Source organism: Massilia antarctica, from assembly GCF_015689335.1.
GTDB lineage: Bacteria > Pseudomonadota > Gammaproteobacteria > Burkholderiales > Burkholderiaceae_D > Telluria_A > Telluria_A antarctica.
Genome location: NZ_CP065053.1, coordinates 1886477 through 1912175, shown reverse-complemented (window position 1 = coordinate 1912175; position 25699 = coordinate 1886477). Strand labels below are relative to the sequence as shown.

The following is a 25699-nucleotide window of genomic DNA, read 5'->3' as shown; positions in this document are numbered from 1 at the left end:
CATGAGACACCTACCCCAGTCTAATTAGAGTACAACGGTAGGGATGGATCATGAAAAATCAATCAAGGGATCATATGAGCGAGCATGCGGCTTTTGCGATGGACGACGCCTTGTTGGAGGGTGCCCACAGGGCGCCCGGAAACGAGGCATTGAAGAAGATCGCACATGAACTAGCTGAGAGTTTGCGCAAGAACGTAAGCGCCGACTGGGCAGTGCGGGATAGCGTTCGGGCCAAACTGCGCCTGCTGGTAAAGAGAATTCTACGTAAGTACAAATATCCCCCGCTGAAGGAGGATGCGGCGGTTGCGTTGGTAATGCAACAAGCTGAGGCATTGCGCGCCGCCTGGGCATAAAAGTTGCCCGAACACTCTAAATATTGATTTATATTGCTTCCAAAACCCTACACTAGTCCTAAACGACCGCAGTTCGCCGTCGACAATGTGCACAGGCAGGCCAACAAAATAATGGTAAGTAGTTGAATTTATTACGAAAAACTGGTGCGGCTGGCGGGGATCGAACCCACGACCCTTGGCTTCGGAGGCCAATACTCTATCCACTGAGCTACAGCCGCGCTGAGGAATGTCGAACGTAAGGCGAAGGATACCGTTTTTTCTGTACCCGCGTCCATGGAAAGTGTCGTGTTACAGGGAATTTGCGTTCCATAAGAGGTGCTTTGAGTCTATAATCGCGGGTTTGGCGAGTATTTGCAAGTTCATCCATGCGAACACGACCGGCCGGCAGCTTTTTGAAAATTGTACTAAGGACATCATGAGCGACGCACACAACGAACACGAATCCGCGATCCGGACACCCAAGCAGCTCGTCGCTGCGGTTGCCGGCTTCTTCCTGGTCACTGTCATCGGCATCATTCTGCTGGTGACCTTCGTGACGACGAAGAAAACCACTGGTGCCGGCACCGACAGCCAGAAGGCCGAAGCGGTCGCGGCGCGTCTGCGTCCGGTGGCCGATGACGGGTTCACCCTCAAGGATGCCAACGCACCGAAGGTCTACCTCGCTGGCGACGCCGTCTACACGGCCAACTGCGCGGCCTGCCACGCCACTGGCGCCGCCGGCGCACCGAAGTTCGGCGATGCCGGTGCCTGGGGTCCCCGTATTGCTCAAGGCTACGATACCTTGGTCAAGCACGCGATCGACGGTATCCGTGCGATGCCTGCCCGCGGTGGCAATCCTGATCTGGACGATGTCGAAGTAGCGCGCGCGGTCGTGCACATGGCTAACCAGGGCGGCGCCAAGTTCAAGGAGCCAGCGGCTCCAGCGGCAGCCGCCGCTCCGGCCGCGTCGGCTGAAGCAGCAGCGCCAGCGGAAACGGCAGCCCCGGCACCAGCTCCCGCAGCAGCGCCAGCGGCAGCAGCAGCCCCGGCCGAAGCACCGAAGCTGGCCGCCGATGCAGGCAAGACCACCTACAACGCCGCATGCGTTGTTTGCCACGGTGCAGGTATTGCCGGTGCGCCGAAGTTCGGCGACAAGGGCGCATGGGCCGCACGCATTGCACAAGGCGCGCCAGTGTTGTACGAGCACGCACTCAAGGGCTTTACCGGCAAGGCCGGCATGATGCCTCCAAAAGGCGGTTCGACGGCGTCCGATGAGGAAGTCAAGGCAGCAGTCGATTTCATGGTTGCCGCAGCCAAGTAAGCGTTCACCGCGCCGGATAAACCGCTCTTTTCAGGGCGGTTTTTTTTCGTCCGCAGATCAGCAAGGACCCGGGGCTGGTCCGAACCTGGATTCCCGCCCGCGCGGAAAATCATCTCCGGCAGTGCCAGCAACGACGAGCCCCCGCCTTCGCTCCCACCCCGCCCCCGCCTTCGCCCCCGCGAAGGCGGGGGCCCAAGTCGGCTCCGCAGCCAGCGACTTCCCAACAGACCCCGGCCCGCTACGATGATAGCAAGCGCCCACATCATCCCGTGCCCTGCACAACGCACGTTGCAAACAGAAAGGGCCACTCGCGTGGCCCTTGTCATCTCAATTACCCGATTACCAGATCGTGACGCGCTCTTTCGGCGGCAGGTACATCTTGTCGCCTTCCTTCACGCCGAACGCTTCATAGAATGCCGGCTGGTTCATCATCGTGCCGTTCGCGCGGAACTGGCCCGGCGAGTGCGGATCGGTCTTGACCTGCACGATCTGCTGCGCTTCACGCATCTTCATGCGCCATACCTGCCCGAAGCCCATGAAGAAGCGCTGGTCGCCCGTCAGGCCGTCGATCACCGGCGCCGGCTTGCCACCCAGCGACAGCTTGTAGGCCTTGTACGCGATCGCCACGCCCGAGTTGTCGCCGATGTTCTCGCCCAGGGTCAGCTCGCCATTGACGTTGTAACCCTTCAGCGGGCTGTAGCCGCTGTACTGCTTGACCAGCATGTCGGCCTTGGCCTGGAACTTGGCGCGGTCTTCCTTGGTCCACCATTCGCGCAGGTTGCCGTCGCCGTCGGACTGGCTGCCCTTGTCGTCGAAGCCATGGCTGATCTCGTGCCCGATCACCGCGCCAATGGCACCGTAATTCACCGCATCGTCGGCGCGCATGTCGAAGAACGGCGGCTGCAGGATCGAGGCCGGGAACACGATTTCGTTCATCGTCGAGCTGTAGTAAGCGTTCACTGTCTGCGGCGTCATGCCCCACTCTTCGCGGTCGATCGGCTTGCCCAGCTTGTTGACGTTGCGGTTGTAGGCAAAGGTGCGCGCACGCATCATGTTGCCGACCAGGTCGTCCTGCTTGACCGTCAGCGCCGAGTAATCGCGCCATTTGCTCGGGTAGCCGATCTTCGGGCGGAACTTGGCCAGCTTGGCCTGGGCTTCCTTCCTGGTCTCCGGCCCCATCCAGTCGAGCGTGTCGATGCTCTGCTTGTAAGCGACCAACAGGTTTTGCACCAGCTCTTCCATGCGCGCCTTGCGCTCGGCCGGGAAATATTTGCCGACATATTCCTTGCCGACCGCTTCGCCCAGCGCGCCATTCACGGTCGCGACGCCGTTCTTCCAGCGCGGTTCCTGTTCCGGTACGCCCTTGAGCACGGTTTCAAAGAAGGCAAAGTCGGCGTCGACGAACTCTTTCGACAGGTATTCCGCATAGCTGGTCAGCAAATGCCATTCGAAATACGATTTCCAGGTTGCCAGGTCGGTCTTTTCCAGCACCTGGTTAAAGCCGGCCAGGTAGCTCGGCTGGCCGACGACCACGTAGTCGACCTTGCCGGCCACGTTGGCGGCGCCCAGCGCACTCTTCCAGTCGTAGCCCGGGGTCAGCTCGCCCAGCTTGGCGATCTCGACCTTGTTGTAGCGCTTGACCGGATCGCGCAAGTCGACCTTGCTCCACTGAACTTCCGCCAGCGCGGTTTCCAGCGCCAGGATGGCCTTGGCTGCGCCGGCCGCATCCTTGTGGCCGGCCATGCCCAGGGTTTTCTCGATGTGGCGCTCGTACTTGGCGCGCACGTCGGCCAGCTTGGCGTCGTCTTTTTTCAGGTAGTAGTCGCGGTCGGGCAAGCCCAGGCCGCTCTGGCTGATGTAAGTGGCGTAACGCGTCGATTCGCGGCTGTCCTGGCCCACGTAGATGCCGTACGGCGCGCTCACGCCGATTTGCGTCAGGTGCGCGATCAGGGCCGGGATGGCTTTCTTGTCACGCAGCGCGCGGATGCGCTGCAATTCGCCGGCCAGCGGCTTGTAGCCGAGCTTTTCCAGCTTGGCTTGGTTCATGTAGCTGGTGTACAGGTCGCCGATTTTCTGCGCCTCGCTGCCGGCTTTCTTGTTTTTTTCGTTCTGGGCCGTTTCGATCAGGGTGCGCAGCTGCGGCAAGGTGTCGTCGCGCAGCTTGGCGAAGGTGCCCCAGCTCGACTTGTCGGAGGGGATATCGGTGTTTTTCAGCCACACACCATTCAGGTAGCTGAAAAAATCGTCCTGCGGACGCACGCTGCTGTCGATGTACTGCATGTCGATGCCGGAAACCGGCGCGCCGGGTTGGACCGGATCGGCGGCGTTGGCGAAAGCGGCCGCCAGGCTCAGGGTCAGGGTACTCAGAAGAAATCGTTTCACAGGGGTGTCCTTATGGGGCGGGGGAAAAAATGGCTTGTGGCCACAGTATCGAGCACTATAACTTCATTTCCAGACGAATTGTCCATGTCGTGTAGGTGCGGCTGGCCATGTCCGACAGCTGGGCGATGCCATTCCGGGTCACGGTGCGGCCGGCCAGGTAGTCGTTATTGAGCAGGTTGTTGGCCGACAGGCGCAGCTGGGTGGCGGCGCTGATCTTCCACAGGCCGTACGCGTCGAACTGGCGCTTCACACCAGTGGTGGCGACTTCGTCCGCGCTGGTGCGCACCAGGATCGCCGGGGTCCAGTTGTAGCTGCCGCCCAGGGTCAGCGGCACATTCTTCAGCCGCCAGTCGAGGCCGACGTTGGCGGTCTGTTTGGCTTGCTGGTCGAGCCGGTTGTCGGGGCCGGGAATGCCCTCCACCGTCGACCAGAAATGGCTGTAGTTCGAGCGCAAATCGATATTCGGGGCGTTGGCCACCAGCTCGGCCAGCTGGAATTTGGCTTCCAGCTCGATGCCGCTGGTGCGCGCGCTGCCGATGTTCGACGGGCTCGACAGCCAGCGCGGGCCGTCCGGGGTGTCGCGCAGGGTCAGTTCGCGCCGCATCAGGTTATCGATCTTGCGCACGAAGCCGCTGGCGCTGAGGATGCCGCTCTTGCCGAGGTAGTGCTCGTACGCCAGGTCGAGCCCTTGCGCCAGCTCGGGTTTGAGGTTGGGGTTGCCGGTGCGGTCGGGGCGGGTTGCGCTGTTGAGCTGGGAATAGGTCGGCACGGCGATCAGGTCGTTCAGCTGGGGCGCGCGGTAGCTGCGCGTCAGGCTGGCGCGAACCTGGTCCTTGTCAAAACCGGGAATGCGCCACACGGTGTGCAGCACCGGGCTCCACACCTTGCTGTTGTTGCGCACGTCGCGCCCCTGGTTGGTGGCGCTGGTGCGGATGCCTTCCCAGCGCAAGCCCAGGTAGGACGACCATTGGGGCGTGATATCCCACTCGTCCTGCACATAGCCGGCCACGCGGCGCGTGTCGGCCGTCATGCTGGAACCCGATTCGGCGAACTGGGCGCGGCCGTTGACCAGCGCCACCGTGCTCAGTGCGCGGTGCCCGCCTTCCAGGTCCCAGCCGGCAGCCAGCAGGTGGCCCTTGGCCAGCGGCGTGCTGTACTTGCCGCCGCTGTTGAGGCTATGGCTGCGCGAGGTGTCGACGTCGTTGAAGACATCCTTGAGCACGCCATTGTCGCCGTACTGCTTGCGCAGCGACGTGCTTTCGCTGCGTCCGCCGCCGAAGCCGAACTTGACGTCGAGCTTGGCGCCGGCGTCCATCCGGTGCAGCCAGTTGCCGAAGCCGCGCAGCATGGTCATCGACGAGGTCGAGTCGGCCAGCGCCACTGCGTATTCGCGCTGCGGCGGGCCGATCCGCTGGGTCAGCCGGCTGTCGCTGTCGCCTTCGCTGCGGTTGTACATCAGGAAAGGCTGGAAATTGAGGGTGTCGCCATTGTCGAATTTATACGACAGGCGCGGCGTCAGGTGCACCGAGCGCGAACTGCGGTTGCTATGGGCATCGACCTGCTGGTCTTTCAGCAACAGGCCGGCAAGATTGGTGTCCTGATAGGTCGTGACGCTCTCGTCGTGCTGGCGGTTGCTGCCCACCGAGCCGCTCATCAGCCAGGTCAGCGCGCCCACCTTGCCGGGCATGGTGAGCGAGACGTTCGGTCCGTGGCGGCCATCTTCGATGCTGTCGGACAGCTTGAGCTGCACATCCTTTTGCTGGTAACCCTCGCGCAGCACCACGTTGATGGTGCCGGCGATGGCCTGGGTGCTGTGCTCGGCCACGGGGCCGCGCATGACTTCGATGCGTTCGACCTGGTCGGGCGAGAGCGATTCGAGCGAAAACCCGGCCGGCGGGCGCTCGCCGTTGACCAGCATCTGGGTGTAGCCATTGCCCAGGCCGCGCATGCGCGCCCCGCCGCCGCCCCGTCCCGGCGGCCCGCCCATGGTCACGCCGGGCAGGCGCTTGAGGATTTCGCCGACGCTGCTGTCGCCGTTGCGGTCCAGTTCCTCGCGCCCGAACACCATCTTGGCGGCGGTCGACAGGCGGCGCGATTCGGTATCGCCCACCCGGCTGCCGTTGATGGTGACCGCGGCCACGCCCGCCGCCGCCTTGGGCTCGTCCCTGGACTTGAACCTGGGCTTGGACGCGGGCACGGCGGTAGGCACGGCGGTAGGCACGGCGGTAGGCACGGCAGTAGGCTCCTGCACCGGCACGGGTGTCACCGGTCCGGCGCTCGTCTCCTGGGCATGGCTGGACGGGGCGATACTGGCGATCAGGGCGGCGCAGGCGAAGCGAATCAGTTTGCTCATCGGGAATGTAGTGGTGGATCAGGCTGGCTGGACGGCAAATGTGTGGCGCGTCATGGGACGCGCGATGCTGGCATTCTAGCCGCTGCCTTCCTGGCGCAACCGCCGGGCCCGTTTTTTTTACTTTTCGATACACAGACCAGGCATGCACAATTTCGATGCGGGCCGCGAAATCGGGTTTATACTGGATTCGCGCCAGCTCATCAGCTGGACTGGCGCATTTTTCCTGGCATCGTAGGTGACTTCATGGGCTCTACCCTCAAAAATTCCGGGCTGGTCGGCCTTGGCGCTCTCGTCGGCGTGGCCTTTTCCATGCAGTTCTCGGCGCTGGCGCAAAAGCCGGTCGAGCAAGGCATGCCGCTCGAAGAACTGCGCCAGCTGTCCGACGCCTACGATCTGATCAAAACCGATTATGTCGAACCGGTGGCCGACAAGAAACTGCTGACCGACGCCATCACCGGCATGGTCGCCTCGCTCGATCCCCATTCGGCTTATCTCGACAAGAAAGCCTACCGCGACCTGCGCGAAGGCACCCAGGGCAAGTTCGTCGGCCTGGGCATCGAAATTGCCCAGAGCGAAGAAGGCTACATCAAGATCGTCGCCCCGATCGAGGATTCGCCGGCCTGGCGCGCCGGCATCAAGGCGGGCGACCTGATCACGCGCATCAACAACGAGGCCATCCAGAACCTGGGCATCGACGAAGCCGTCAAGAAGATGCGCGGCGAGCCGCTCACCAAGGTCACCCTGACCCTGCTGCGCAAGGACGTGGCGCTGCCGCTGGTGATGACGATCGTACGCCAGGAAATCATCCAGAAAAGCGTCAAGGGCAAGATTGTCGAGCCGGGCTACGCCTGGCTGCGCATTGCGCAATTCCAGGAACCGACCGTGGACGACATGGCGGCCCGCCTGGCGGCGCTGTACCAGCAGGATCCGTCCCTCAAGGGCCTGGTGCTGGACTTGCGCAACGACCCGGGCGGCTTGCTGCAGGGCGCCATCGGCGTGTCGGCCGCGTTTTTGCCGCGCGGCGCCGAGATCGTCTCGACCAACGGCCAGCTGGCCAATTCGCGCCAGAGCTACCTGGGCAAACCCGAGTTCTACACCCTGCAGGGCGACGGCGACGTGCTGGCCCGCCTGCCGGCGGCGCTCAAGACGGTGCCGATGGTGGTGCTGGTCAACACCGGCTCGGCCTCGGCCTCCGAAATCGTGGCCGGCGCGCTCCAGGATTACAAACGCGCCGTGATCCTCGGCAGCCAGACCTTCGGCAAGGGATCGGTGCAGACCATCAAGCCGCTCGGCGGCGACACCGCGGTCAAGCTGACCACGGCACGCTACTACACCCCGAAGGGGCGCTCGATCCAGGCGCGCGGCATCATTCCCGATTTTTTGGTCGATGAAAATGCCGACGGCGATGGCTTGAACAGCTTGCGCATGCGCGAGGCCGACCTGGAAAAGCACCTGTCCAACGACCGCGACAAGGAAAGCGCGGCCAGCACGCGCGAGCAGCTCGAGGCCCAGCGCCGCCTGCTGGCGGTCGAGCGCAAGCGCAAGCCGCTCGAATACGGCAGCGCCGACGACTTCCAGCTGGCCCAGGCCCTCAATCACCTGAAAGGCTTGCCGGTGCAACTGGCCAAGCCGGCCAAGGAGCCGGCCGCGGAAGCCGTACCGGCGCCCGCGAAAAAGCGGAAATAGGCGCTCTCCGGCGGGGCGGCCCCGCGCTTTTCTCGCCACCGTGAAGCCCATTGTGTAGAATCAGCGGCACGTGCCGGGTTATGCCCGGCTTACCCTATTTGAAAGCTTTACCATGAAACAAGTCGTCATCAGCGGCACGGGCCTGTTCACGCCGCCCAATTCGATCTCCAACGAAGAGCTGGTCGTCGCCTTCAACGCCTACGCCGAACTGTACAACGCCGAGCACGCTGATGCGATCGCGGCGGGGGAGCTGACGGCAATCGAAGGTTCGAGCGCCGCCTTTATCGAAAAAGCGTCCGGCATCAAGTCGCGCTACGTGATGGAAAAATCCGGCATTCTGGACCCGGCGCGCATGACGGCGCGCATTCCCGAGCGTGCCGACGAAGACATCTCGCTGCAGGCTGAAATCTGCGTGGCCGCGGCGCGCCAGGCGCTGGACCGGGCCGGACGCACGGCGGCCGACATCGACATGGCGCTGGTCGCCTGCAGCAACATGCAGCGCGCCTATCCGGCCATGGCGGTGGAAGTACAGGAAGCGCTGGGCATCGACGGCTTCGGCTTCGACATGAACGTGGCCTGTTCCTCGGCCACGTTCGGCATCCAGACGGCGATGGCGGCGGTGCAGAGCGGGCAGGCGCGCGCGGTACTGGTGCTCAATCCCGAAATCACCAGCGGCCATTTGAACTTCCGCGACCGCGACAGCCACTTCATTTTCGGCGACGCCTGCACGGCGATCGTGATCGAAGCGGCGGAGACGGCGACCAGCCACCACCAGTTCGAGATTCTCGAATCGAAGCTCAAGACCAAATTCTCGAACAACATCCGCAACAACTTCGGCTTCATGAACCGCTTCGACGAATCGGGCATCGGCAAGCCGGACAAGCTGTTCCGCCAGCAGGGCCGCAAGGTGTTCAAGGAAGTGTGTCCGATGGCGGCCGAGATGATCCGCGAGACGATCACCAATGCGGGGCTGGAAGTGGCGCAGGTGTCGCGCTACTGGCTGCACCAGGCCAACCTGAACATGAATTTGCTGATCACGCGCATGCTGCTCGGGCGCGATGCGGAGCCGCAGGAAGCGCCGGTCATTCTGGACACGTATGCGAATACCTCGTCGGCGGGGTCGATCATCGCGTTTCACAAGTACCAGGACGACATGCCGAGCGGCTCGCACGGCGTGATTTGCTCGTTTGGCGCGGGGTATTCGATTGGGTGCGTGGTGGTACGGAAGAAGTAGTAGCCGTGACCCGCTAACCTTATCTCCGTCGTCTCTGGCATTGCCAGAACCGACTTCCCGCGCAGCGCCCAGTTTCAAGGAAACTCCTCAAATCTCTTGGAACGGTGCAAAGTCAGAGGCCGCTTCCAAATGACGCTAGCTTAAGCTCCGTCGTTCCCGCGCAGGCGGGAATCCATAGCACAGTTGGATATCGAAGGTGCTATGGGCTCCCGCCTGCGCGGGAGTGACGGTTTCGAGGTTTGTGGTCGCAAAGCTGCTTAACGTAGCGGCAAAATGCAAGTTCCTGGAGAGGCGGGAATCCAAGTTCGTCGAGCCGCCTGTGACAGCGCTACGGAATTGGATTCCCGCCTGCGCGGGAACGACGGTCTTGAAGTTTGTGGTCAGAAAAACGCTTAACCTAACACCATCGAATCCATAAGCCAGTTCCTGGAGAGGTGGGAACGACGGAGGGTCGCGTTCTTTTACAAGCGCGCGGCCAGTTCGGCGCCTTCCCTGATGGCCCGCTTGGCATCCAATTCGGCCGCCAGCGCCGCACCGCCGATCTTGTGGAACACCGGCCCGCCACTGGCCGCACCCTCTTCCGGCATCAACTCCGTCAAGCTATCCTGCCCCGCGCAGATAATCACGTTGTCGACCGCGATCAAGCGCTCCTCCCCGCCGACCGTGATATGCAGCCCGTGATCATCGATCTTGTTGTACGTGACCCCGGCCAGCATCACCACCCCATTGCGGCTCAAGGTCGCGCGGTGCACCCAGCCGGACGTCTTGCCCAGCCCCGCACCGAGCTTGGACGCCTTGCGCTGCATCAGGAACAGCTGGCGCACCGGCTCGGCCGCGTGCGGCGCCACCAGTCCGCCACTCGTGGTCGCTTCCAGGTCCACGCCCCATTCGCCGGCCCACTCGGCTACCGGCAGCGGCAGCGGGTGCGCCGGGTTATGCAGCAGGTACTCGCCCACGTCGAAACCAATCCCGCCCGCGCCGATGATGGCCACGCGCTTGCCCACCGGCGCCTTGTTCTGCAACACGTCGATGTACGACAGCACCTTGGGATGCCGGATGCCCTCGATCGGCGGCATGCGCACCTTGATGCCGGTGGCGACGATCACGTCGTCAAAACCGCCCGCCAGCAGCGCCGCGCGCGTGACCCGCTCGCCAAGCCGCACGGTGACGCCGGTCAGCTCCAGCTTGCGCGAAAAATAGCGGATGGTTTCGGCGAATTCTTCCTTGCCCGGGATTTGCATGGCGATCTTGAACTGCCCGCCCACCGTGTCGCTCGAATCGAACAAGGTCACCGCGTGCCCGCATTCGGCCGCCACGGTCGCTGCCGACAGCCCGGCCGGACCGGCGCCCACCACCGCCACCTTGCGCGCCTTGGCCTTTTTGGCGTACACCAGTTCCGTTTCATGACAGGCGCGCGGGTTGACCAGGCAGCTGGCGCGCTTGTTGGCGAAGGTGTGATCGAGGCAGGCCTGGTTGCAGCCGATGCAGGTGTTGATTTCGTCCGCGCGCCCGCTGGCTGCCTTGGCCACGAACTCGGCGTCGGCCAGGAAGGGGCGCGCCATCGATACCATGTCGGCGTCGCCGCGGGCGATGATGTCGTCCGCTTCGAACGGCATGTTGATGCGGTTCGATGCCACCACGGGAATCTTCACTTCGCGCCGCAGGCGGCCGGCCACGCTGGCGAACGCCGCGCGCGGCACCGAGGTGACGATGGTCGGCACGCGCGCCTCGTGCCAGCCGTAGCCAGTGTTGAGGATGGTGACCCCGGCGTGTTCGAGCGCATGCGCGACCTTGACCACGTCGTCCCAGGTGTTGCCGCCTTCGACCAGGTCGAGCAGCGAGTGGCGGTACATGATGATGAAATCCTCGCCCACGCTCTGGCGGATGCGCTTGATGATTTCAACGGGCAGGCGCATGCGGTTCTCGATGCTGCCGCCCCAGCGGTCCTGGCGCAGGTTGGTGCGCGCGCACAGGAACTGGTTGAGCAGGTAGCCTTCGCTGCCCATCACTTCAATACCGTCGTAGCCGGCGCGTTTGGCCAGCCTGGCGCAGCGCGCGTAGTCGCGGATGGTCGCTTCGATTCCGCTTTCGGTCAGCGCGCGCGGCTTGAACGGCGAGATCGGCGACTTCACGCCGGACGCCGACACCACCAGCGGCTGATAACCATAGCGTCCCGAGTGCAGGATCTGCATCAGGATCTTGCCGCCCTCCTCGTGCACCGCGTTTGTCACGCGCCGGTGGTTAACCACGTCGCCGGCGAAATTGAGGGTGCCGCCGAACGGCAGCAGCCAGCCCTGGCGGTTGGGCGAAATGCCGCCGGTGACGATCAGCCCCACCCCACCCTTCGCGCGTTCGCGGTAAAACGCGGCCAGCTTGCCGTAGTTGTAGAAGCGGTCTTCGAGCCCGGTGTGCATCGAACCCATGATGACGCGGTTGCGCAAGGTGGTGAAGCCCAGGTCCAGGGGCGCGAGCAGGTGGGGATAGGCTTGAGTTGTCATGGTCGGGATGGATAGGGGCGTGAGGAACGTCGGGACGGCACGTCAAGACAGGATGTCGGCACTGCATGTCAGGACGATATTACAACCTACTTCTGTAGATGCCGGGTTCTAATCTTCGGCCCGCCGCCGCGCCGCTATCTCGCGCACGCTTGAGTGCGCCTCCTTGTCAGGGCCGCCGCTTTCCCGTAGGCTGGGTCCATGTTTCCGCGAATCCTATTTTGTTGCTTCCTTGCCTACTCCGCGCCCGTCCTGGCCCAATCCAGGCTGGAGGTGACGGTCAGGCGCGTCGATCTGGCGGACCAGCACATGTTCGAGGTCGGATCCAGCGGCGAGGTGCGCGCCGCGCCGGCGGCCGTGTGGAAGGTACTGACCAATTACGACCGCATGGCCGACTTCGTGCCCGACCTGAAAACGTCCAAGGTCCTCTCGCGCACCGGCAACAAGGCGATCATCGAGCAGTTCGGGGTGGCCAGCTTTCTGTTCATCCGGCGCGACATCCACCTGATCGTGCAGGCGACCGAGGAAGCGATGACGTCGATCGACATCGGCCTCATTACCGGCGACATGCGCGTCTACCAGTGCCGCTGGGAGCTGATCCCGGTGCCCGAGACGGGCGGCACGCGCATCGTCTACAGCGGCAAGCTGGTACCGAAGTTCTACGTGCCCGGCATGCTGGGGGCGAACATCATCCGCTCCGACATCGAGCACATGATGAAGGCCGTACTGGCGCGCCTGGAGCGCGGCGACACGCCTGCCAACTAAACCTGGCGCTCAGGCCTGATAGCTTTGCGGCTCGCGCAGTTCGGCGAAGGTTTCGATGCTGCCGATCTTGACCGTCACGGGATTGAGACTCATTTGCGGCGCCATGGCGCGCCAGGCGAACTGCCATTCGCGTTCTTCGGCTTCGGCGCTGCTCTTGGTGAAGGCCGCGCCCAGGGCTGCGCGCGCGCCGTATTCGACGGCGCCGTCGATCCCGGCCCAACTTGGCAGGGTGCGCTGCACGGCGCGGTGCAGGCGTTCGCCGAATTCCTCGGTATTGTGGATCACCAGGCAGCAGTCGGCCGGCGAGAAAACGTCGAACAGGGCGGTGTCCCAGGCTTGCGAAAACGACAGGGTCAGGCAATTGTTGGCCGGGACCAGGCGGAACTGCCCCAGGGTCAGCGCGGCTTCCAGTTCGGCGCGCGGCGCGTAGCGGAACAGGGTGGGAGGACGTTGGTAATCGTGCATAAGAAAATTCAATCTGTTAGTTGGCGGCCGGCGGCGAACCGCGCGGACGCACGTGACGGCGCGAACGCAAGGTCTTGGAGGCGACAAAAATTTCGCGCAGCAGGTACACAAAACTGCCGATCAGGCACAGCATCGCGATCACGAACAGGCCGGCGATGTACTGGTCCAGCGAGACATTGGTGGTATCGCCCAGGAACAGCAGCGCAATGATCAGGCAAATCAGCAGGCCGCAGGCGGTGCTGAGCGCGATGGCGTAGTTAATCAGGTGCCAGCGCGGGTACAGGACGTCGAGTTCGTCCATGTAGGCATCGTTCCAGCCGATGTCGAGCCGGTCTTCAAGTACGCGCGAGCGGTCGATGATGCGCGCCAGGCGGTTGGTCAGCACCATCAGGTTGGTGCACACGCCGGTGAGCAGGAACACCGGCGCAATGGCCAACTGGATGACGTGGCCCATATCGGTGAGCTGGAGATTCATAGGGCGCCGTAATTTGATAATGCATGCACAGCCGCTAGTGTAGCAGGGCCACCCGCGCCGTCCTAATCGAAGCGTCCGCTGCGCTTGAACTGCTCGGTTGCGCCCACCAGCGCCTTGGCGATGCCCGCTTCCAGCGCGCCATGGCCGGCGTCGGCCACCATGCGCAGGCGCGCCCCGGGCCAGGCCTGGTGCAGGCGGTAGGCCGACAGCGGCGGGCAAATGACGTCGTAGCGGCCCTGCACGATCACGCACGGCAGGTGCGCGATGCAGCCCACGTCCTGCACCAGCTGGTCTTCGCGCAGGAAGCCCTGGTTGGCCATGTAGTGCGATTCGAGCCGGCCCACGCCCAGGTCAAGCGTGTCGGAGGCGGTGTCTTCGGGCTGCGGCAGCAGGAACACGCGGCGCCCCTCGAAGCGGCTCCACGCGCGCGCCGCCGGCCAGTACACGGCCGGATCGTCGCACAGCATGCGCGTGGTGTAGGCGGTGAGCAGGTCGGCCCGCTCGGCCTCGGGAATCGGGGCCACGAATTCCTCGTACAGCTCGGGGTAGAACCAGCGCACGCCGTGCAGGAACCAGTCCACTTCGGCGGCGGTGCACAGGAAAATCCCGCGCAGGATGAAGCCCAGGCAGCGTTCGGGATGGGCCTGGCCGTAAGCCAGCGCCAGGGTCGAGCCCCATGAGCCGCCGAACACCAGCCACTTGTCCACGCCGAACTGTTCGCGCAAGGTTTCGATATCCCCGATCAGCAATTGGGTGGTGTTCTGGTGCCACTCGCCCAGCGGGGTCGATTTGCCGGCGCCGCGCTGGTCGAACAGGATGATTCGGTAGTGCTGCGGATCGAAAAAGCGCCGGTGCTGCGGCGACAGGCCGGCGCCCGGCCCGCCGTGCAGGAACAGCACGGGTATGCCTTTCGGATTGCCCACTTCCTCCCAGTAGATGGTGTGCAGCGCATCGACTTGCAGCATGCCGTGCCGGGTCGGCTGGATCGGCGGGAACAGGCAGGTCGGAATGGCGGGCATGGGAGTCCTCTTGTAGTTGACATCCGATTGTAGCGCACTGGCGCGCCGCCGCCGACGGGCTTGACCCGGCCGCTGCGGCGAGCGCGCCTATCGTGTTTTCCCGGCCAGCGACTGCACCGCCGCCAGCGCGGTTTTCAGCTCGCCGCCCACGTGCTGTTTCCACAGGACGGCGGCGGCGGAGAATTTGCGCTCGCCGGTCAGCGCCGTGATCTGGCGCCGGATGTCGGCATCGAGCATGCCGAACTGACGCAGTACGGGAGAGCGTGGCTCGCCGGATCGTCCCGCAGGGTCGCGCTCCATCAGGCTCGCATGCAGCTCGGGCAGCGGCGACGGCACGCCCCCGCCGTGCGTCATGGCCGCCAATAGCCGGACATCGAGCGTCTCGCCCAATTCCAGCCCCTCGTCGGGCCAGTCGATCAGTTGCGCCACGTTGTAGATGGTGTCGACCTGGGCTTCGCGCACGACATCGACCAGATCGTGCAGGTCGACGCCGGCCGCCAGCAGCCTGGCGACGGCGCCGCCATGGCGATGCAGCGCCTCCGGTGCGGCTTCGTCGATGACAGTGCTCCACAGGCCGCGCAGCAGCAATTCGTGCAGCAGCGAGCGGGCGTCGCCCCGCGCCACGTCGGCGGCGATGGTAGCCGCCATGGCGGGAGCGAGGCCGATGTCCGCGAGCAGAGTCGTTGGTTCAGGCGTTGGTGTAGACATGGAAGCCGTCGAAATCGGCCTTGCCGATGGCGAGCCCGCCCTGGCGCAGGATGGCGTAGGCGGTGGTCAGGTGGAAAAAGAAGTTCGGCAGCGCGTACTGCAGCAGGAAGGCCTGGCCCGGCAGGGTGACCAGAGCTTCGCCGGCGCGGTCGCTGACGACGCGGCTGGCGGCGCCGTCGAACTGCGCTGGTGTGAGCGCGTTCAGGAAGCCGAGCACGAAGTCTATGCGCTGGCGCAGGCCGTCGTAGGTCGGCGCGAACTGGCCGCTGTCGCGCAGCGCGCTGGCGGGAAAGGCGCCGCTCTGCGACAGGGCGCTGCCGGCCAGCGGGGCGCAGGCGCGCACGGCGAAGTTGGCCGCCACCTCGGCCTGCACGGCCAGGGTCAGCATGCCTGGCGCCAGGCGCGCGTCCAGCAGTGCATGGCCGTCCGGATGCGCTTCGGCCAGCGCCAGCATGGCGCGCAGATGGCGCAGGTAGCGCAGGAACACGGGCACGCTGGCTTCGTACAGGTTGTCGTTCGCCGGCGCCGCGTCGCGTACGCGCTGCAGCGAATACTGCACTTCGATATCGTCTTTCATCTTGCCGCGCTCCCAGCCCTGCGATTCGTAAAAGATGTCGGCGCGCGTGTCGGCGCTGGTGGAGAGCACGATCTGCGCGTGCCCGTGTTCGAACAGATCGTCCACCGCCAGCGCCAGCAGGCGCTTGCCGATGCCCTGCCCTTCGCGCGCGGGGTCGATGAACAGCGCCCAGATCGATCCTTCCTCGCGGTTGGCGCTGGCAAAGCCGGTGATGACGCCATCGTCCTCGCACACCCAGGTGCGGCCCAGACGCCCCAGGTAATCGCGGTACATGGCGGTGGTGATGCGGCCGGGGTCGCGCAGGCGGTTTTCGGTAACGGCCAGGCGGATGGCGGACATGGCGCCGATGTCGGCTTCGGTCGCTACCCTGAAAGTGAGCGTGGAGATGGTATTCAAGTCGGTGGTGTTCCTGTGGTCAGTCATCGGCGAGCAGTTGCTGGAGGCGCCGTGGATAGTGGTTGAGAAAGTCGCGCGTGACGGCGAAATGTTCGGTGTCTTCATACGCGACTTCGGTGATGCCGCTGCCGTCGAACTGCAGGATTTTGGCGTTCGGATAGGACAGCAAAATAGGCGAATGGGTGGCGATGATGAACTGGCAGTCCTGCTTGACCAGCTGGTCGATGGCCGACAGGGCGGCCAGCTGGCGGTTGGGCGAGAGCGCCGCCTCGGGCTCGTCGAGCAGGTACAGGCCGCCGGCCGAAAACTCCAGCATCACCTCCATGAAGGCTTCGCCGTGCGAGCGCAGATGCTTCGATGGCCGTCTCCCGGGAGGAGGAAGCTCGTCGAGATAGGTAAAGACATTGAACAGGCTTTCGGCGCGCAGGAAGTAGGACCAGGCCGGCTTGCGGAAGCCTTTCACCAGCTTCAGGCGATCGTGCAGGGGCGACACCTTCTGCTGTCCGCGCGAAACGCTGCGGCTGCCGCCTTCGCCAGACAGACCCATCGCCACGGCGATCGCTTCGAGAAGCGTCGACTTGCCGGCGCCGTTTTCACCGACGAAAAAGGTGACGTCGGCATGCGGCTCGATCACGCCCATCTCGCGCACGGCGGGAATATTGAAGGGATAACTGTCGAAATCGATCCCGGCATCGTCGGCGATCGAGATTTCGCGTAAATAGGGTTTGGCGCTGATCGCCATGGTGATCCTTGGTGAAAAAAAGCACTACCCGCAGGCAGTGCTTTTCGGTTCCTGCGACTGCGTACCGCGATCAGGACATATGCTGGCCACCGTTAATGGCAATATTGGCGCCCGTGACAAAAGCGGCTTCATCCGACGACAGGTAAGCGACCAGGCCGGCGACTTCTTCCGGCTTGCCCAGGCGCGCCATCGGAATTTGCGGAATGATCTTGGTGTCGAGCACTTCTTTCGGGATTTCCATGACCATCTTGGTGCCGATGTAGCCCGGCGAAATGGTGTTGACGGTCACGCCCTTGCGCGCCACTTCCAGCGCCAGCGCCTTGGTGAAGCCGTGCATGCCGGCCTTGGCGGCCGAATAGTTGGTCTGGCCGAAGGCGCCCTTCTGCCCGTTCACCGACGAAATATTGATGATGCGGCCCCAGCCGCGCTCGACCATGCCATCGCACACCGGCTTGGTCATGTTGAAGACGGAATCGAGGTTGGTGGCCATGACGGCGTCCCAGTTCGGCTTGTCCATTTTCTTGAACGTCATGTCGCGCGTGATGCCGGCGTTGTTGACCAGCACGTCGATCAGGCCGACTTCATCCTCGATCTTGGCCACGCAAGCCTGGGCCGAATCGTAGTCGGCCACGTCGCACTCGTACGCCTTGAAGTCGTAACCCATGTCCTTGGTGGTCGCCAGCCATTGCGTGACCTTCTTGTTACCAGGGGAATACGTGGTGACAACCCGATACCCGAGAGCGGCCAGCTTGAAACACACCGCTTCGCCCAAACCGCCCATACCGCCGGTCACTAATGCAACTCTAGCCATTTTGTCTTCTCCTGTTTTTGTACACCAACTCCAACCAAATCGCGGGGGCGGATCGGACCCCGCCGTGCCCCGCTTGAGTAATGCTCAGTGTCGCCCGCTTTGACCCGGCTGCGCTTGCGCGCAACGGTACTTAGTCGCGCTCTACCGCCAAAGCAACGCCCATGCCGCCGCCGATGCACAGGCTGGCCAGCCCGCGCTTGGCGTCGCGCCGGACCATTTCGTGCAGCAGGGTCACCAGCACGCGGCAACCCGATGCACCAATCGGGTGCCCCAGTGCGATCGCGCCGCCGTTGACGTTGATCTTGCTGGTATCCCAGCCCATTTCCTTGTTGACGGCGATCGCTTGCGCGGCGAAGGCTTCGTTAATTTCCATCAGGTCCACGTCTTCGTGGGTCCAGCCGGCTTTTTGCAGGCACAGCTTGGTCGCCGAGACCGGGCCCATGCCCATGATGCTCGGGTCCAGCCCGGCCGAGGAATAGGCCTTGATGCGCGCCAACGGTTTCAGGCCCAGTTCCTTGGCCTTGGAAGCGGACATCATGATCACGGCGGCGGCGCCATCGTTCAAGCCCGAGGCGTTGCCTGCGGTTACGGTACCAGCTTTATCGAAAGCGGGGCGCAGGCTGGCCAGGGATTCGAGCGTGGTGCCATGCTTCGGATACTCGTCGGTGTCGAACACGACGGTGCCCTTCTTGGAGACGATTTCGAAAGGAATGATTTCATCCTTGAACTTGCCGGCCTTTTGCGCGGCCTCGGCCTTGAGCTGGGATTGCAGCGCGAACTCATCCTGCTCGGCGCGCGAGACTTCGTATTTCTTGGCGACGTTTTCGGCGGTGACGCCCATGTGGTACTGGTTGAACGCATCCCACAGGCCGTCGACGATCATGGTGTCGACCAGCTTGGTGTCGCCCATGCGGAAACCGTCGCGCGAACCGGGCAGCACGTGCGGCGAGGCGCTCATGTTTTCCTGGCCGCCGGCGATGATGATGTCGGCATCGCCGCACTTGATGGCCTGGGCCGCCAGGTGGGTGGCCTTCAGGCCGCTGCCGCAGACCTTGCCGACGGTGAACGCCGGCACCATGTCCGGCAAGCCGGCCTTGAGCGCGGCCTGGCGGGCCGGACCCTGGCCGACGCCGGCGGTCAGCACCTGGCCGAGGATGACCTCGTTGACTTTGGCCGGATCGAGGTCGATCTGGGCCAGCAGATGCTTGATGACGTGGGCGCCCAGTTCGGCGGCGGGGATTTTCGCGAGCGCGCCGCCAAATTTACCGACTGCGGTACGGCCAGCGGCCACGATTACGACGTCTTCCATGTGAATCTCCGATGTGCTGTGTTCTGGCGCGGTGGCCAATAGGTTTCAAGTGAGCGGCCTGACACTAGGTGCCGGTCGCCGTTCCCGGCTGGGCTGCGGCCGGCGGCGCGGCCATTGGGGGCCGACCGAAAATTGCAAACTGCCATGCATCGCGCGGAACCGGGGTCAGCCAGTTGCTGGCGCCTCCCGCACATTGCCACTGCCGGGTTGCGACGGTGGCCGTGGCGAGCAGGGTTCTTATCGAATCGACATTGACTTCCGCCGCGGACACGCCGGCGTCCATGGCTGCGTGGACGCTGCGCTGATACATGCCCGCTTGGGTGTCGAACAGTTCCCGCATGGAGCGGAAAAATGGGTCGGAACTTGAAAACATGGTTTCCCTTCTCGGATGGACAGGCTTTGGCAGCGTAGAGCGTGACAAAGTCTTCCATCTTAGTTTCCCGATTCCGTTCGAGTTTGAGCAAAATCAATCTTATCAGCTTATTCACCGAAAACAATCGGGGATTACCCCGCAGGCGCAAATTACCCCGACTACATATCAGCTAAGCAAGGTAATACCGTCGAGGGTGCGCGCGCACTGCTCGCGGATCACGCCCACGAAGTCGCTCACGTAAGCCTTGGCGGCCAGGGCCGGCGGCACCGAAACGAACAGGTCGCTCCACAGGCCGAACTCGCCCACCGGGCGCGACAGCACGTAATCGTAGTCGACGTAATTCTTGATGGCCCAGTTGGGCAGCGCGGCCAGCCCGCGCCGGCTGGCGACGAGCTGGAGGATGGCCACGGTCAGCTCGGCCGTGCGGCGCTCGAAGTGCACATCGGCCGGCCGCAAGACTTCGCGGATCAGGTCGATGCGCTCTTCCGGCACCGGGTAGGTGATCAGGGTTTCGCCTTCAAAATCAGCCGCTTCCAGGCGGCGCTGGGCGGCCAGGCGGTGCTTCTGGGCCAGCACCACCAGGATTTCGAAGCGGAACAGGGGCAACACGGTGTACTCGGGGCCGCCGGCCGAGCCGATCACCAGGTCGGCCAGGCCGCTGCGCAGCAGGTCGACCGGTTCGCTGTGAAAGCCCGACACCAGGTCGATCTCCACCTCCGGCCAGCGCTGGCGGAACGCGTCCATGACCGGCATCAGCCAGTCGAAACAGGTGTGGCATTCGAGCGCTACGCGCAACTGGCCCTTGTCGCCCTGCGACAGGCGCGCCACGTCGCGTTCGGCCTGTTCGACCTCGGGCAGCACCCGGTCGGCCAGGTCGAGCAAGCGCATGCCGGTGGCGGTAAACGCGATCGGCAGCGACTTGCGCTCGAACAGGGGCGCGCCGTAGCGCTCCTCCATCAGTTTGACCTGATGCGACAGGGCCGACTGGGTCAGGTTCAGCAATTGGGCGGCACGCACCAGGCTGCCGGAAGAGCGCAAGGCGGTCAGGGTGCGCAGGTGTCGGAGTTCTAGCATGGTCTCGTTCTATGAAAATTTTTCATGCGGAACTGCAAAAGGTTTCGTTTTGATTATATGACAGTTTGCCGCAAACTTTACACACGAACAATGAAATCTCGATGACATCATGAAAACCCTACACACGCATATACTTGGATTCCCCCGCATCGGCGCGCGCCGCGAGCTGAAAACCGCCCTCGAAGCCTTTTGGCGCGGCGCCACCAGCGAGGCCGAGCTGGAAGCGGCCGGTACGGCCCTGCGCGCGCGCCACTGGGCGATGCAGGCCGGCGCCGGGCTGGAGCTGGTGACGGTGGGCGACTTCGCCTTTTACGACCAGGTGGCCAGCCACATCCAGCTGTTCGGCTGCGAACCGGCGCGCTTCGGTTTCGACAGCGCTAGCTCGCCCCTGACCCGCTATTTCGCCATGGCGCGCGGCGAGCGCAGCGACTGTTGCGCCAAGGATTACGCTGCGCCGCACGGCAGCCACGCGCTCGACATGACCAAATGGTTCGACACGAATTACCATTACCTGGTGCCGGAATTCGGCGCCGATACCGCCTTTACCCTGGCTGGCGAGCGCCTGCTGGCGGAAGTGGCCGAAGCCCAGGCGCTCGGACACCGGGTCAAGGCGACCCTGATCGGTCCGCTCACCTTCCTGTGGCTGGGCAGCGCGCGAGAGAGCGGCTTCGACCGTTTGAGCCTGCTCGAAAAGCTGCTCCCGGTCTACACCGCCTTGTTGATGCGCCTCAAGGCCCAGGGTGTGGAATGGGTGCAGGTGGACGAACCCATCCTCGGCCTGGACTTGCCGCAGGAATGGCGCAACGCCTTCGAGATCGCCTACTGGCTGCTGGCGCAATCGGGCGCGCGCATCATGCTGGCGACCTATTTTTCGCCGCTGGAAGAAAACCTGGGCCTGGCCTGCCGCCTGCCGGTGGCCGGCCTGCATGTGGACGGGGTGCGCGCCGCCCACGAGCTGACCAGCGTGTGCGACTGGCTGGCCTTGCCCAAGGTGCTGTCGGTCGGCATCGTCGACGGGCGCAATATCTGGCGCACCGACCTCGACACCGCCATCGGCCTGCTGGCGCCGCTGCTGGACAAGCGCGGCGAACTCTGGCTGGCGCCCTCGTGCTCCCTGCTGCACGTGCCGCTGAGCCTGGCCGACGAAAGCGCGCTCGACCCCGAGGTACGCTCGTGGATGGCGTTCGCCACCGAAAAGCTCGATGAACTGGCGACCCTCAAAGCCGCGCTGGGCGGCGCCATCGTCCCGCAACTGGCCGAGGCGCGCGCGGCGATTGCCAGCCGCGCCCGCAGCACCCGCGTACACAGCGATGCCGTGGCGGCCCGGGTGCAAGCCTTGCCAGCGGGCGCCGACCGGCGCGGCGCCCCGTTTGCGACGCGTCAGGCGGTGCAGCGCGCGCGCTTCCAGCTGCCGCCTTATCCGACCACGACCATCGGCTCGTTCCCGCAGACGGCGGCGATTCGCGCCGCCCGCGCCGCCTTCCGCCGCGGCGCCCTGCCCCTGGCCCAATACCAGAGCGCGATGCGCGCCGAAATCGCGCACGCGGTGGCGCGCCAGGAAGCGCTCGGGCTCGACGTCCTGGTGCATGGCGAAGCCGAGCGCAACGACATGGTCGAGTATTTCGGCGAGCAGCTCGACGGCTTTGTCTTCACGCAGCATGGCTGGGTGCAATCGTACGGCTCGCGCTGCGTCAAGCCGCCGGTGCTGTATGGCGACGTGGCGCGGGCGCGCCCGATGACGGTCGACTGGACCGTGCATGCGCAGGGCTTGTCGGCGCGGCCGGTCAAGGGCATGCTGACCGGGCCGGTCACGATCCTGCAATGGTCCTTCGTGCGCGACGACCAGCCGCGCGCCTTGACCGCCCTGCAGATCGCGTTGGCCATGCGCGACGAGGTGGCCGACTTGCAGGCGGCCGGCATCGGCATCATCCAGATCGACGAGCCGGCCCTGCGCGAAGGCTTGCCGCTGCGGCGCGCGCGCTGGGACGATTACCTGGCCTGGGCCACGCGCGCGTTTCGCATCACGGCCGGCGCGGCGCAGGATGCGACCCAGATCCACACGCATATGTGCTACGCCGAGTTCAACGACATATTGCCGCAGATCGCCGCGCTCGACGCCGACGTCATCACCATCGAAACGAGCCGCTCGGACATGGCGCTGCTCGACGGCTTCGGCCAGTATCGCTATCCGAACGCGATCGGGCCCGGCGTGTACGACATCCATTCGCCCGCGGTGCCTGGCACGGATGCGATCGAGCGCCTGCTCAGGAAAGCGGCCCAGGTGATCCCGGCGGCCAATTTGTGGGTCAATCCCGATTGCGGCCTGAAAACGCGCGGCTGGGCCGAGACCGAGGCGGCGCTGGCGAACATGGTGGCGGCGGCCAGGCGCATGCGCGCGCACGACGGCGCCCCTGGCGCGTCCTGATGCCGGGACAGGCAGCGCACCGGAAAACAAGCGCGGCACGCCGCGCTGTGCATACATCCGCGCACCCACGCCGTATCGCATCGACAGTGAGCGCCTGGCGGGCGGAGCGGCCGGCACACCTGAAATACAGCGCGCTTACCATCAGTCACCGGCACGGCGCGCGGGCCGAAAACCCTGGTTAAGTTGCCTCGCGGAACATACGGCACAAGCCTCCCCTAAGCGCAATTTTCACAGTAGAATGCACGAGCCTGCGCCACTTTGGGCGATGATCCGCCCATCCCTCACGACTCGTCTATGCTCAAAAGCCCGTCCCAACTGCCTATTGAAATCAAGATTTCCACCGTGGTGGCGATCTCCACGATTCTGTATTCGGCCGACCCGCTGGCGATCGACGCGGCACTCAAGCAGATGACGGGCGGCTCGGCCGATTTCTTCGAAGACGAATTCGCCGTGATCGATATCAGCGCCCTGGCCGAGAACGCGCCGCGCATCGATTGGGACAAGATGGTGGGCTTGCTCAAGAAGTATCACCTGAACGCGGTGGCCGTGCGCGGCGCCCCGGCGGCCATGCACGATGCGATCCGCGCGCGCGGCCTCTCGCTCGACGACGGCGCCAGCGGCGACAAGGAGCGCGCCGAAGCGGCCGCGCCCGCCGCGACCCCGGCGCCGCCGGCCCCGGCCAGCGCCATCGTCACACCCGGCACCATGATCATCGACACCCCGGTGCGGGCCGGCCAGCGCGTGTACGCGCGCGGCTGCGACCTGATCGTCACGGCGGTGGTCAACAACGGCGCCGAAATCATCGCCGACGGCAGCATCCATATTTACGCCTCGCTGTTCGGGCGCGCGCTGGCCGGTGCCTCGGGCAATGCGGATGCGCGCATCTTCGCCATGGCGATGCAGCCCGAACTGGTCTCCATCGCCGGCGTCTACCGCACCTTCGAAGAAGGCTTTGCGCCCCAGCTGGCGCGCCAGCCGACCCAAATCCGCTTGATCGGCGACCGAATCGATATACTGTCGATCAGCCCGGCCTCCCGCGTTTAAATACCAGATACGAAAAAAGGACCCCCTGTGGCACGAATTATTGTTGTGACTTCCGGCAAGGGTGGCGTCGGCAAGACGACCTCCAGCGCCAGCTTTTCCACCGGCCTGGCCACGCGTGGCCACAAAACCGCCGTGCTCGACTTCGACGTGGGCTTGCGCAATCTCGACCTGATCATGGGTTGCGAACGGCGCGTCGTGTACGACCTGATCAACGTCATCAATGGCGAAGCTTCGCTCAACCAGGCGCTGATCAAGGACAAGCATTGCGACAACCTGTTCATCCTGCCGGCCTCGCAGACGCGCGACAAGGACGCCTTGTCGGAAGAAGGCGTCGAACGGGTGCTGCACGACCTGATCAACATGGGCTTCGAATACATCGTCTGCGACTCGCCCGCCGGCATCGAGCATGGGGCCCTGATGGCGCTCACCTTCGCCGACGAAGCGATCATCGTGACCAATCCGGAAGTGTCGTCGGTGCGCGATTCGGACCGCATCCTCGGCATCATCCAGGCCAAGTCGCGGCGCGCCCAGACCGGTGCCGAGCCGGTCAAGGAACACCTGCTCATCACGCGCTACTCGCCCAAGCGGGTCGAGAACGACGAGATGCTGTCCTACCAGGACGTGCAGGAAATCCTGCGCATTCCGCTGATCGGCATCATTCCCGAGTCCGAATCAGTGCTGCACGCATCGAACCAGGGCAATCCGGCGATTCATTTCAAGGGCACCGACGTGGCCGAGGCGTACGAGGACGTGGTGTCGCGCTTCCTCGGCGACGATTTGCCGCTGCGCTTTACCACCTATGAAAAACCGGGCATATTCCAGCGCATCTTCGGAGTGAAGTGACATGGCCCTGCTTTCATTCCTGTTCCCCTCCAAGCCGAAGAGCGCCACGGCGGCCAAGGAGCGCCTGCAGATCATCATCGCGCGCGAACGCGGCCACCGCAGCGGCCCGGACTTCCTGCCGGCGCTGCACCGCGAACTGCTTGAAGTGATCTCGAAGTACACCCGCGTCAACCCGGACGACATCAAGTTGTCGCTGGACCGCCAGGGCAACCTGGAAGTGCTCGAAGTGAACGTGGTGCTGCCGGATAATTAAGGCAGCCGCTCCCGCCGGGGCGGGAGCGGGCGGCGCCGCACCTCAGGCGCTGCGCGCCGCCAGCAATTGTTGCGCCACCGTGGTGCAGGCTTCCACGTGATCGTAGCCGAGCTTGCGGAACACGGTAAACCCGATCGCCGCCGATGCGACCTGTCCGGCCAGCGGCACGAAGCGCGCGGCCGACTTGGCAAACACCTTCAGCCCCGTGCGCTTGAGCAATTGCGCCGCCACCTGGCGCGTGATCAATTTACCCACCATCATCCCGCCCACCCCGGCCGCCGCCCCATAGACGATGCGCTTGTAGGCCGGCTGCAAGTGCTCGACCTGCTCGGCGGAAAGGCCGAAGGCCGCGTTGACGTCGTTGACCAGGCCGCTCAGCATGGACAGGTCGGACATCACGTCAAGCCCGGGAACCGGCAGCGCCGCCACCCCGGCCGAGACGGCGGCGCGGTTGCGCACCATGCGGCGGCAGTCTTCGCGGACTTGCAAAATCGCTTCCGAATTGCCTGGAATCAGTGTCGAGTCGACGTTCATGGTTCTCCTTTCGATATGTAAATTTCTTCCAAGACTCAAAATGTCGATTGAAATCGGCGTTTTTCCAGTGTACCGTGTTATCA

Annotated in this window: 22 protein-coding genes, 1 tRNA gene and 1 pseudogene; 9 read left to right on the top strand and 15 right to left on the bottom strand. The window is 64.2% G+C overall.

The window, feature by feature from the left end:
- Window positions 1-116: 116 nt before the first annotated feature.
- Window positions 117-353 (top strand): annotated as a pseudogene (locus IV454_RS08705) (type I restriction enzyme endonuclease domain-containing protein); the annotation flags it as partial.
- Window positions 354-495: 142 nt separating this feature from the next.
- Here the strand turns inward: IV454_RS08705 and IV454_RS08700 are convergent.
- A tRNA-Arg gene (locus tag IV454_RS08700) sits at window positions 496-571 on the bottom strand.
- Between the two features lie 197 nt (window positions 572-768).
- Here IV454_RS08700 and IV454_RS08695 point away from each other — a divergent pair.
- Window positions 769-1653 (top strand): c-type cytochrome, encoded by an 885-nt coding sequence (locus IV454_RS08695; RefSeq protein ID WP_206091160.1) that lies wholly within the window; start codon window positions 769-771, stop codon window positions 1651-1653.
- Window positions 1654-1992: 339 nt separating this feature from the next.
- On the opposite strand, the gene IV454_RS08690 is transcribed toward IV454_RS08695, so the two are convergent.
- Together IV454_RS08690 and IV454_RS08685 are read right to left on the bottom strand one after the other, a co-directional pair.
- Window positions 1993-4035, bottom strand: coding sequence for a M13 family metallopeptidase (locus IV454_RS08690; protein ID WP_206091159.1), 2043 nt, complete (start codon window positions 4033-4035; stop codon window positions 1993-1995).
- Window positions 4036-4090: 55 nt separating this feature from the next.
- Complete coding sequence (locus IV454_RS08685) at window positions 4091-6388, bottom strand: TonB-dependent receptor domain-containing protein (RefSeq protein WP_206091158.1); 2298 nt, start codon at window positions 6386-6388, stop codon at window positions 4091-4093.
- Window positions 6389-6631: 243 nt separating this feature from the next.
- Here IV454_RS08685 and IV454_RS08680 point away from each other — a divergent pair, with 243 nt between their 5' ends.
- A complete protein-coding gene (locus IV454_RS08680; protein WP_206091157.1) occupies window positions 6632-8074 on the top strand; it encodes a S41 family peptidase in 1443 nt (480 codons plus the stop codon).
- A gap of 112 nt (window positions 8075-8186) precedes the next feature.
- The gene (locus tag IV454_RS08675; protein WP_206091156.1) at window positions 8187-9308 is read left to right on the top strand and encodes a beta-ketoacyl-ACP synthase III; all 1122 of its coding nucleotides are present in this window, start codon (window positions 8187-8189) and stop codon (window positions 9306-9308) included.
- Between the two features lie 461 nt (window positions 9309-9769).
- Here IV454_RS08675 and IV454_RS08670 read toward each other — a convergent pair whose 3' ends face one another.
- Window positions 9770-11806 carry an NADPH-dependent 2,4-dienoyl-CoA reductase gene (locus IV454_RS08670; protein WP_206091155.1) on the bottom strand — a complete coding sequence of 679 codons (2037 nt, stop codon included), beginning with the start codon at window positions 11804-11806 and terminating at the stop codon, window positions 9770-9772.
- Between the two features lie 306 nt (window positions 11807-12112).
- On the opposite strand from IV454_RS08670, the gene IV454_RS08665 reads away from it, so the two are divergent.
- Window positions 12113-12568: an SRPBCC family protein gene (locus IV454_RS08665; RefSeq protein ID WP_229522143.1), complete on the top strand. Its 456-nt coding sequence runs from the start codon at window positions 12113-12115 to the stop codon at window positions 12566-12568.
- Between the two features lie 9 nt (window positions 12569-12577).
- On the opposite strand, the gene IV454_RS08660 is transcribed toward IV454_RS08665, so the two are convergent.
- From IV454_RS08660 to IV454_RS08615, 10 genes are all read right to left on the bottom strand, one after another.
- Window positions 12578-13033 carry a hypothetical protein gene (locus IV454_RS08660; RefSeq protein ID WP_054265560.1) on the bottom strand — a complete coding sequence of 152 codons (456 nt, stop codon included), beginning with the start codon at window positions 13031-13033 and terminating at the stop codon, window positions 12578-12580.
- A 16-nt stretch (window positions 13034-13049) separates the two neighbouring features.
- Window positions 13050-13508, bottom strand: coding sequence for a DUF2721 domain-containing protein (locus tag IV454_RS08655; protein WP_206091153.1), 459 nt, complete (start codon window positions 13506-13508; stop codon window positions 13050-13052).
- A gap of 62 nt (window positions 13509-13570) precedes the next feature.
- Window positions 13571-14527 carry a prolyl aminopeptidase gene (gene pip / locus IV454_RS08650; protein WP_206091152.1) on the bottom strand — a complete coding sequence of 319 codons (957 nt, stop codon included), beginning with the start codon at window positions 14525-14527 and terminating at the stop codon, window positions 13571-13573.
- Window positions 14528-14614: 87 nt separating this feature from the next.
- Window positions 14615-15235 (bottom strand): hypothetical protein, encoded by a 621-nt coding sequence (locus IV454_RS08645; protein ID WP_206091151.1) that lies wholly within the window; start codon window positions 15233-15235, stop codon window positions 14615-14617.
- A complete protein-coding gene (locus IV454_RS08640) occupies window positions 15216-16208 on the bottom strand; it encodes a DUF1993 family protein (protein ID WP_206091150.1) in 993 nt (330 codons plus the stop codon). The genes IV454_RS08645 and IV454_RS08640 overlap by 20 nt, the downstream gene beginning before the upstream one ends.
- A gap of 19 nt (window positions 16209-16227) precedes the next feature.
- Window positions 16228-16950 carry an AAA family ATPase gene (locus tag IV454_RS08635; protein ID WP_206091149.1) on the bottom strand — a complete coding sequence of 241 codons (723 nt, stop codon included), beginning with the start codon at window positions 16948-16950 and terminating at the stop codon, window positions 16228-16230.
- A gap of 70 nt (window positions 16951-17020) precedes the next feature.
- On the bottom strand, window positions 17021-17761 hold the full coding sequence (gene phbB, locus IV454_RS08630) for an acetoacetyl-CoA reductase (protein ID WP_206091148.1): 741 nt from the start codon (window positions 17759-17761) through the stop codon (window positions 17021-17023).
- A 130-nt stretch (window positions 17762-17891) separates the two neighbouring features.
- Entirely contained in the window at window positions 17892-19070 is a 1179-nt protein-coding gene (locus IV454_RS08625; protein WP_206091147.1) for an acetyl-CoA C-acetyltransferase, read from the bottom strand.
- A gap of 64 nt (window positions 19071-19134) precedes the next feature.
- Window positions 19135-19443, bottom strand: coding sequence for a hypothetical protein (locus IV454_RS08620; RefSeq protein WP_206091146.1), 309 nt, complete (start codon window positions 19441-19443; stop codon window positions 19135-19137).
- A gap of 165 nt (window positions 19444-19608) precedes the next feature.
- Entirely contained in the window at window positions 19609-20517 is a 909-nt protein-coding gene (locus IV454_RS08615; protein ID WP_206091145.1) for a LysR family transcriptional regulator, read from the bottom strand.
- A gap of 109 nt (window positions 20518-20626) precedes the next feature.
- Between IV454_RS08615 and metE the strand changes: the two genes are divergently transcribed.
- From metE to minE, 4 genes are all read left to right on the top strand, one after another.
- Window positions 20627-22942 carry a 5-methyltetrahydropteroyltriglutamate--homocysteine S-methyltransferase gene (metE, locus tag IV454_RS08610; RefSeq protein ID WP_206091144.1) on the top strand — a complete coding sequence of 772 codons (2316 nt, stop codon included), beginning with the start codon at window positions 20627-20629 and terminating at the stop codon, window positions 22940-22942.
- A gap of 294 nt (window positions 22943-23236) precedes the next feature.
- Window positions 23237-23986, top strand: coding sequence for a septum site-determining protein MinC (minC, locus tag IV454_RS08605; protein ID WP_206091143.1), 750 nt, complete (start codon window positions 23237-23239; stop codon window positions 23984-23986).
- Window positions 23987-24013: 27 nt separating this feature from the next.
- Entirely contained in the window at window positions 24014-24829 is an 816-nt protein-coding gene (gene minD, locus IV454_RS08600; protein ID WP_054265550.1) for a septum site-determining protein MinD, read from the top strand.
- Between the two features lies 1 nt (window position 24830).
- On the top strand, window positions 24831-25082 hold the full coding sequence (gene minE, locus IV454_RS08595; RefSeq protein WP_054265549.1) for a cell division topological specificity factor MinE: 252 nt from the start codon (window positions 24831-24833) through the stop codon (window positions 25080-25082).
- 42 nt (window positions 25083-25124) lie between these two features.
- Here minE and IV454_RS08590 read toward each other — a convergent pair whose 3' ends face one another.
- Window positions 25125-25616, bottom strand: coding sequence for a hypothetical protein (locus IV454_RS08590; protein ID WP_206091142.1), 492 nt, complete (start codon window positions 25614-25616; stop codon window positions 25125-25127).
- Window positions 25617-25699 lie beyond the last annotated feature (83 nt).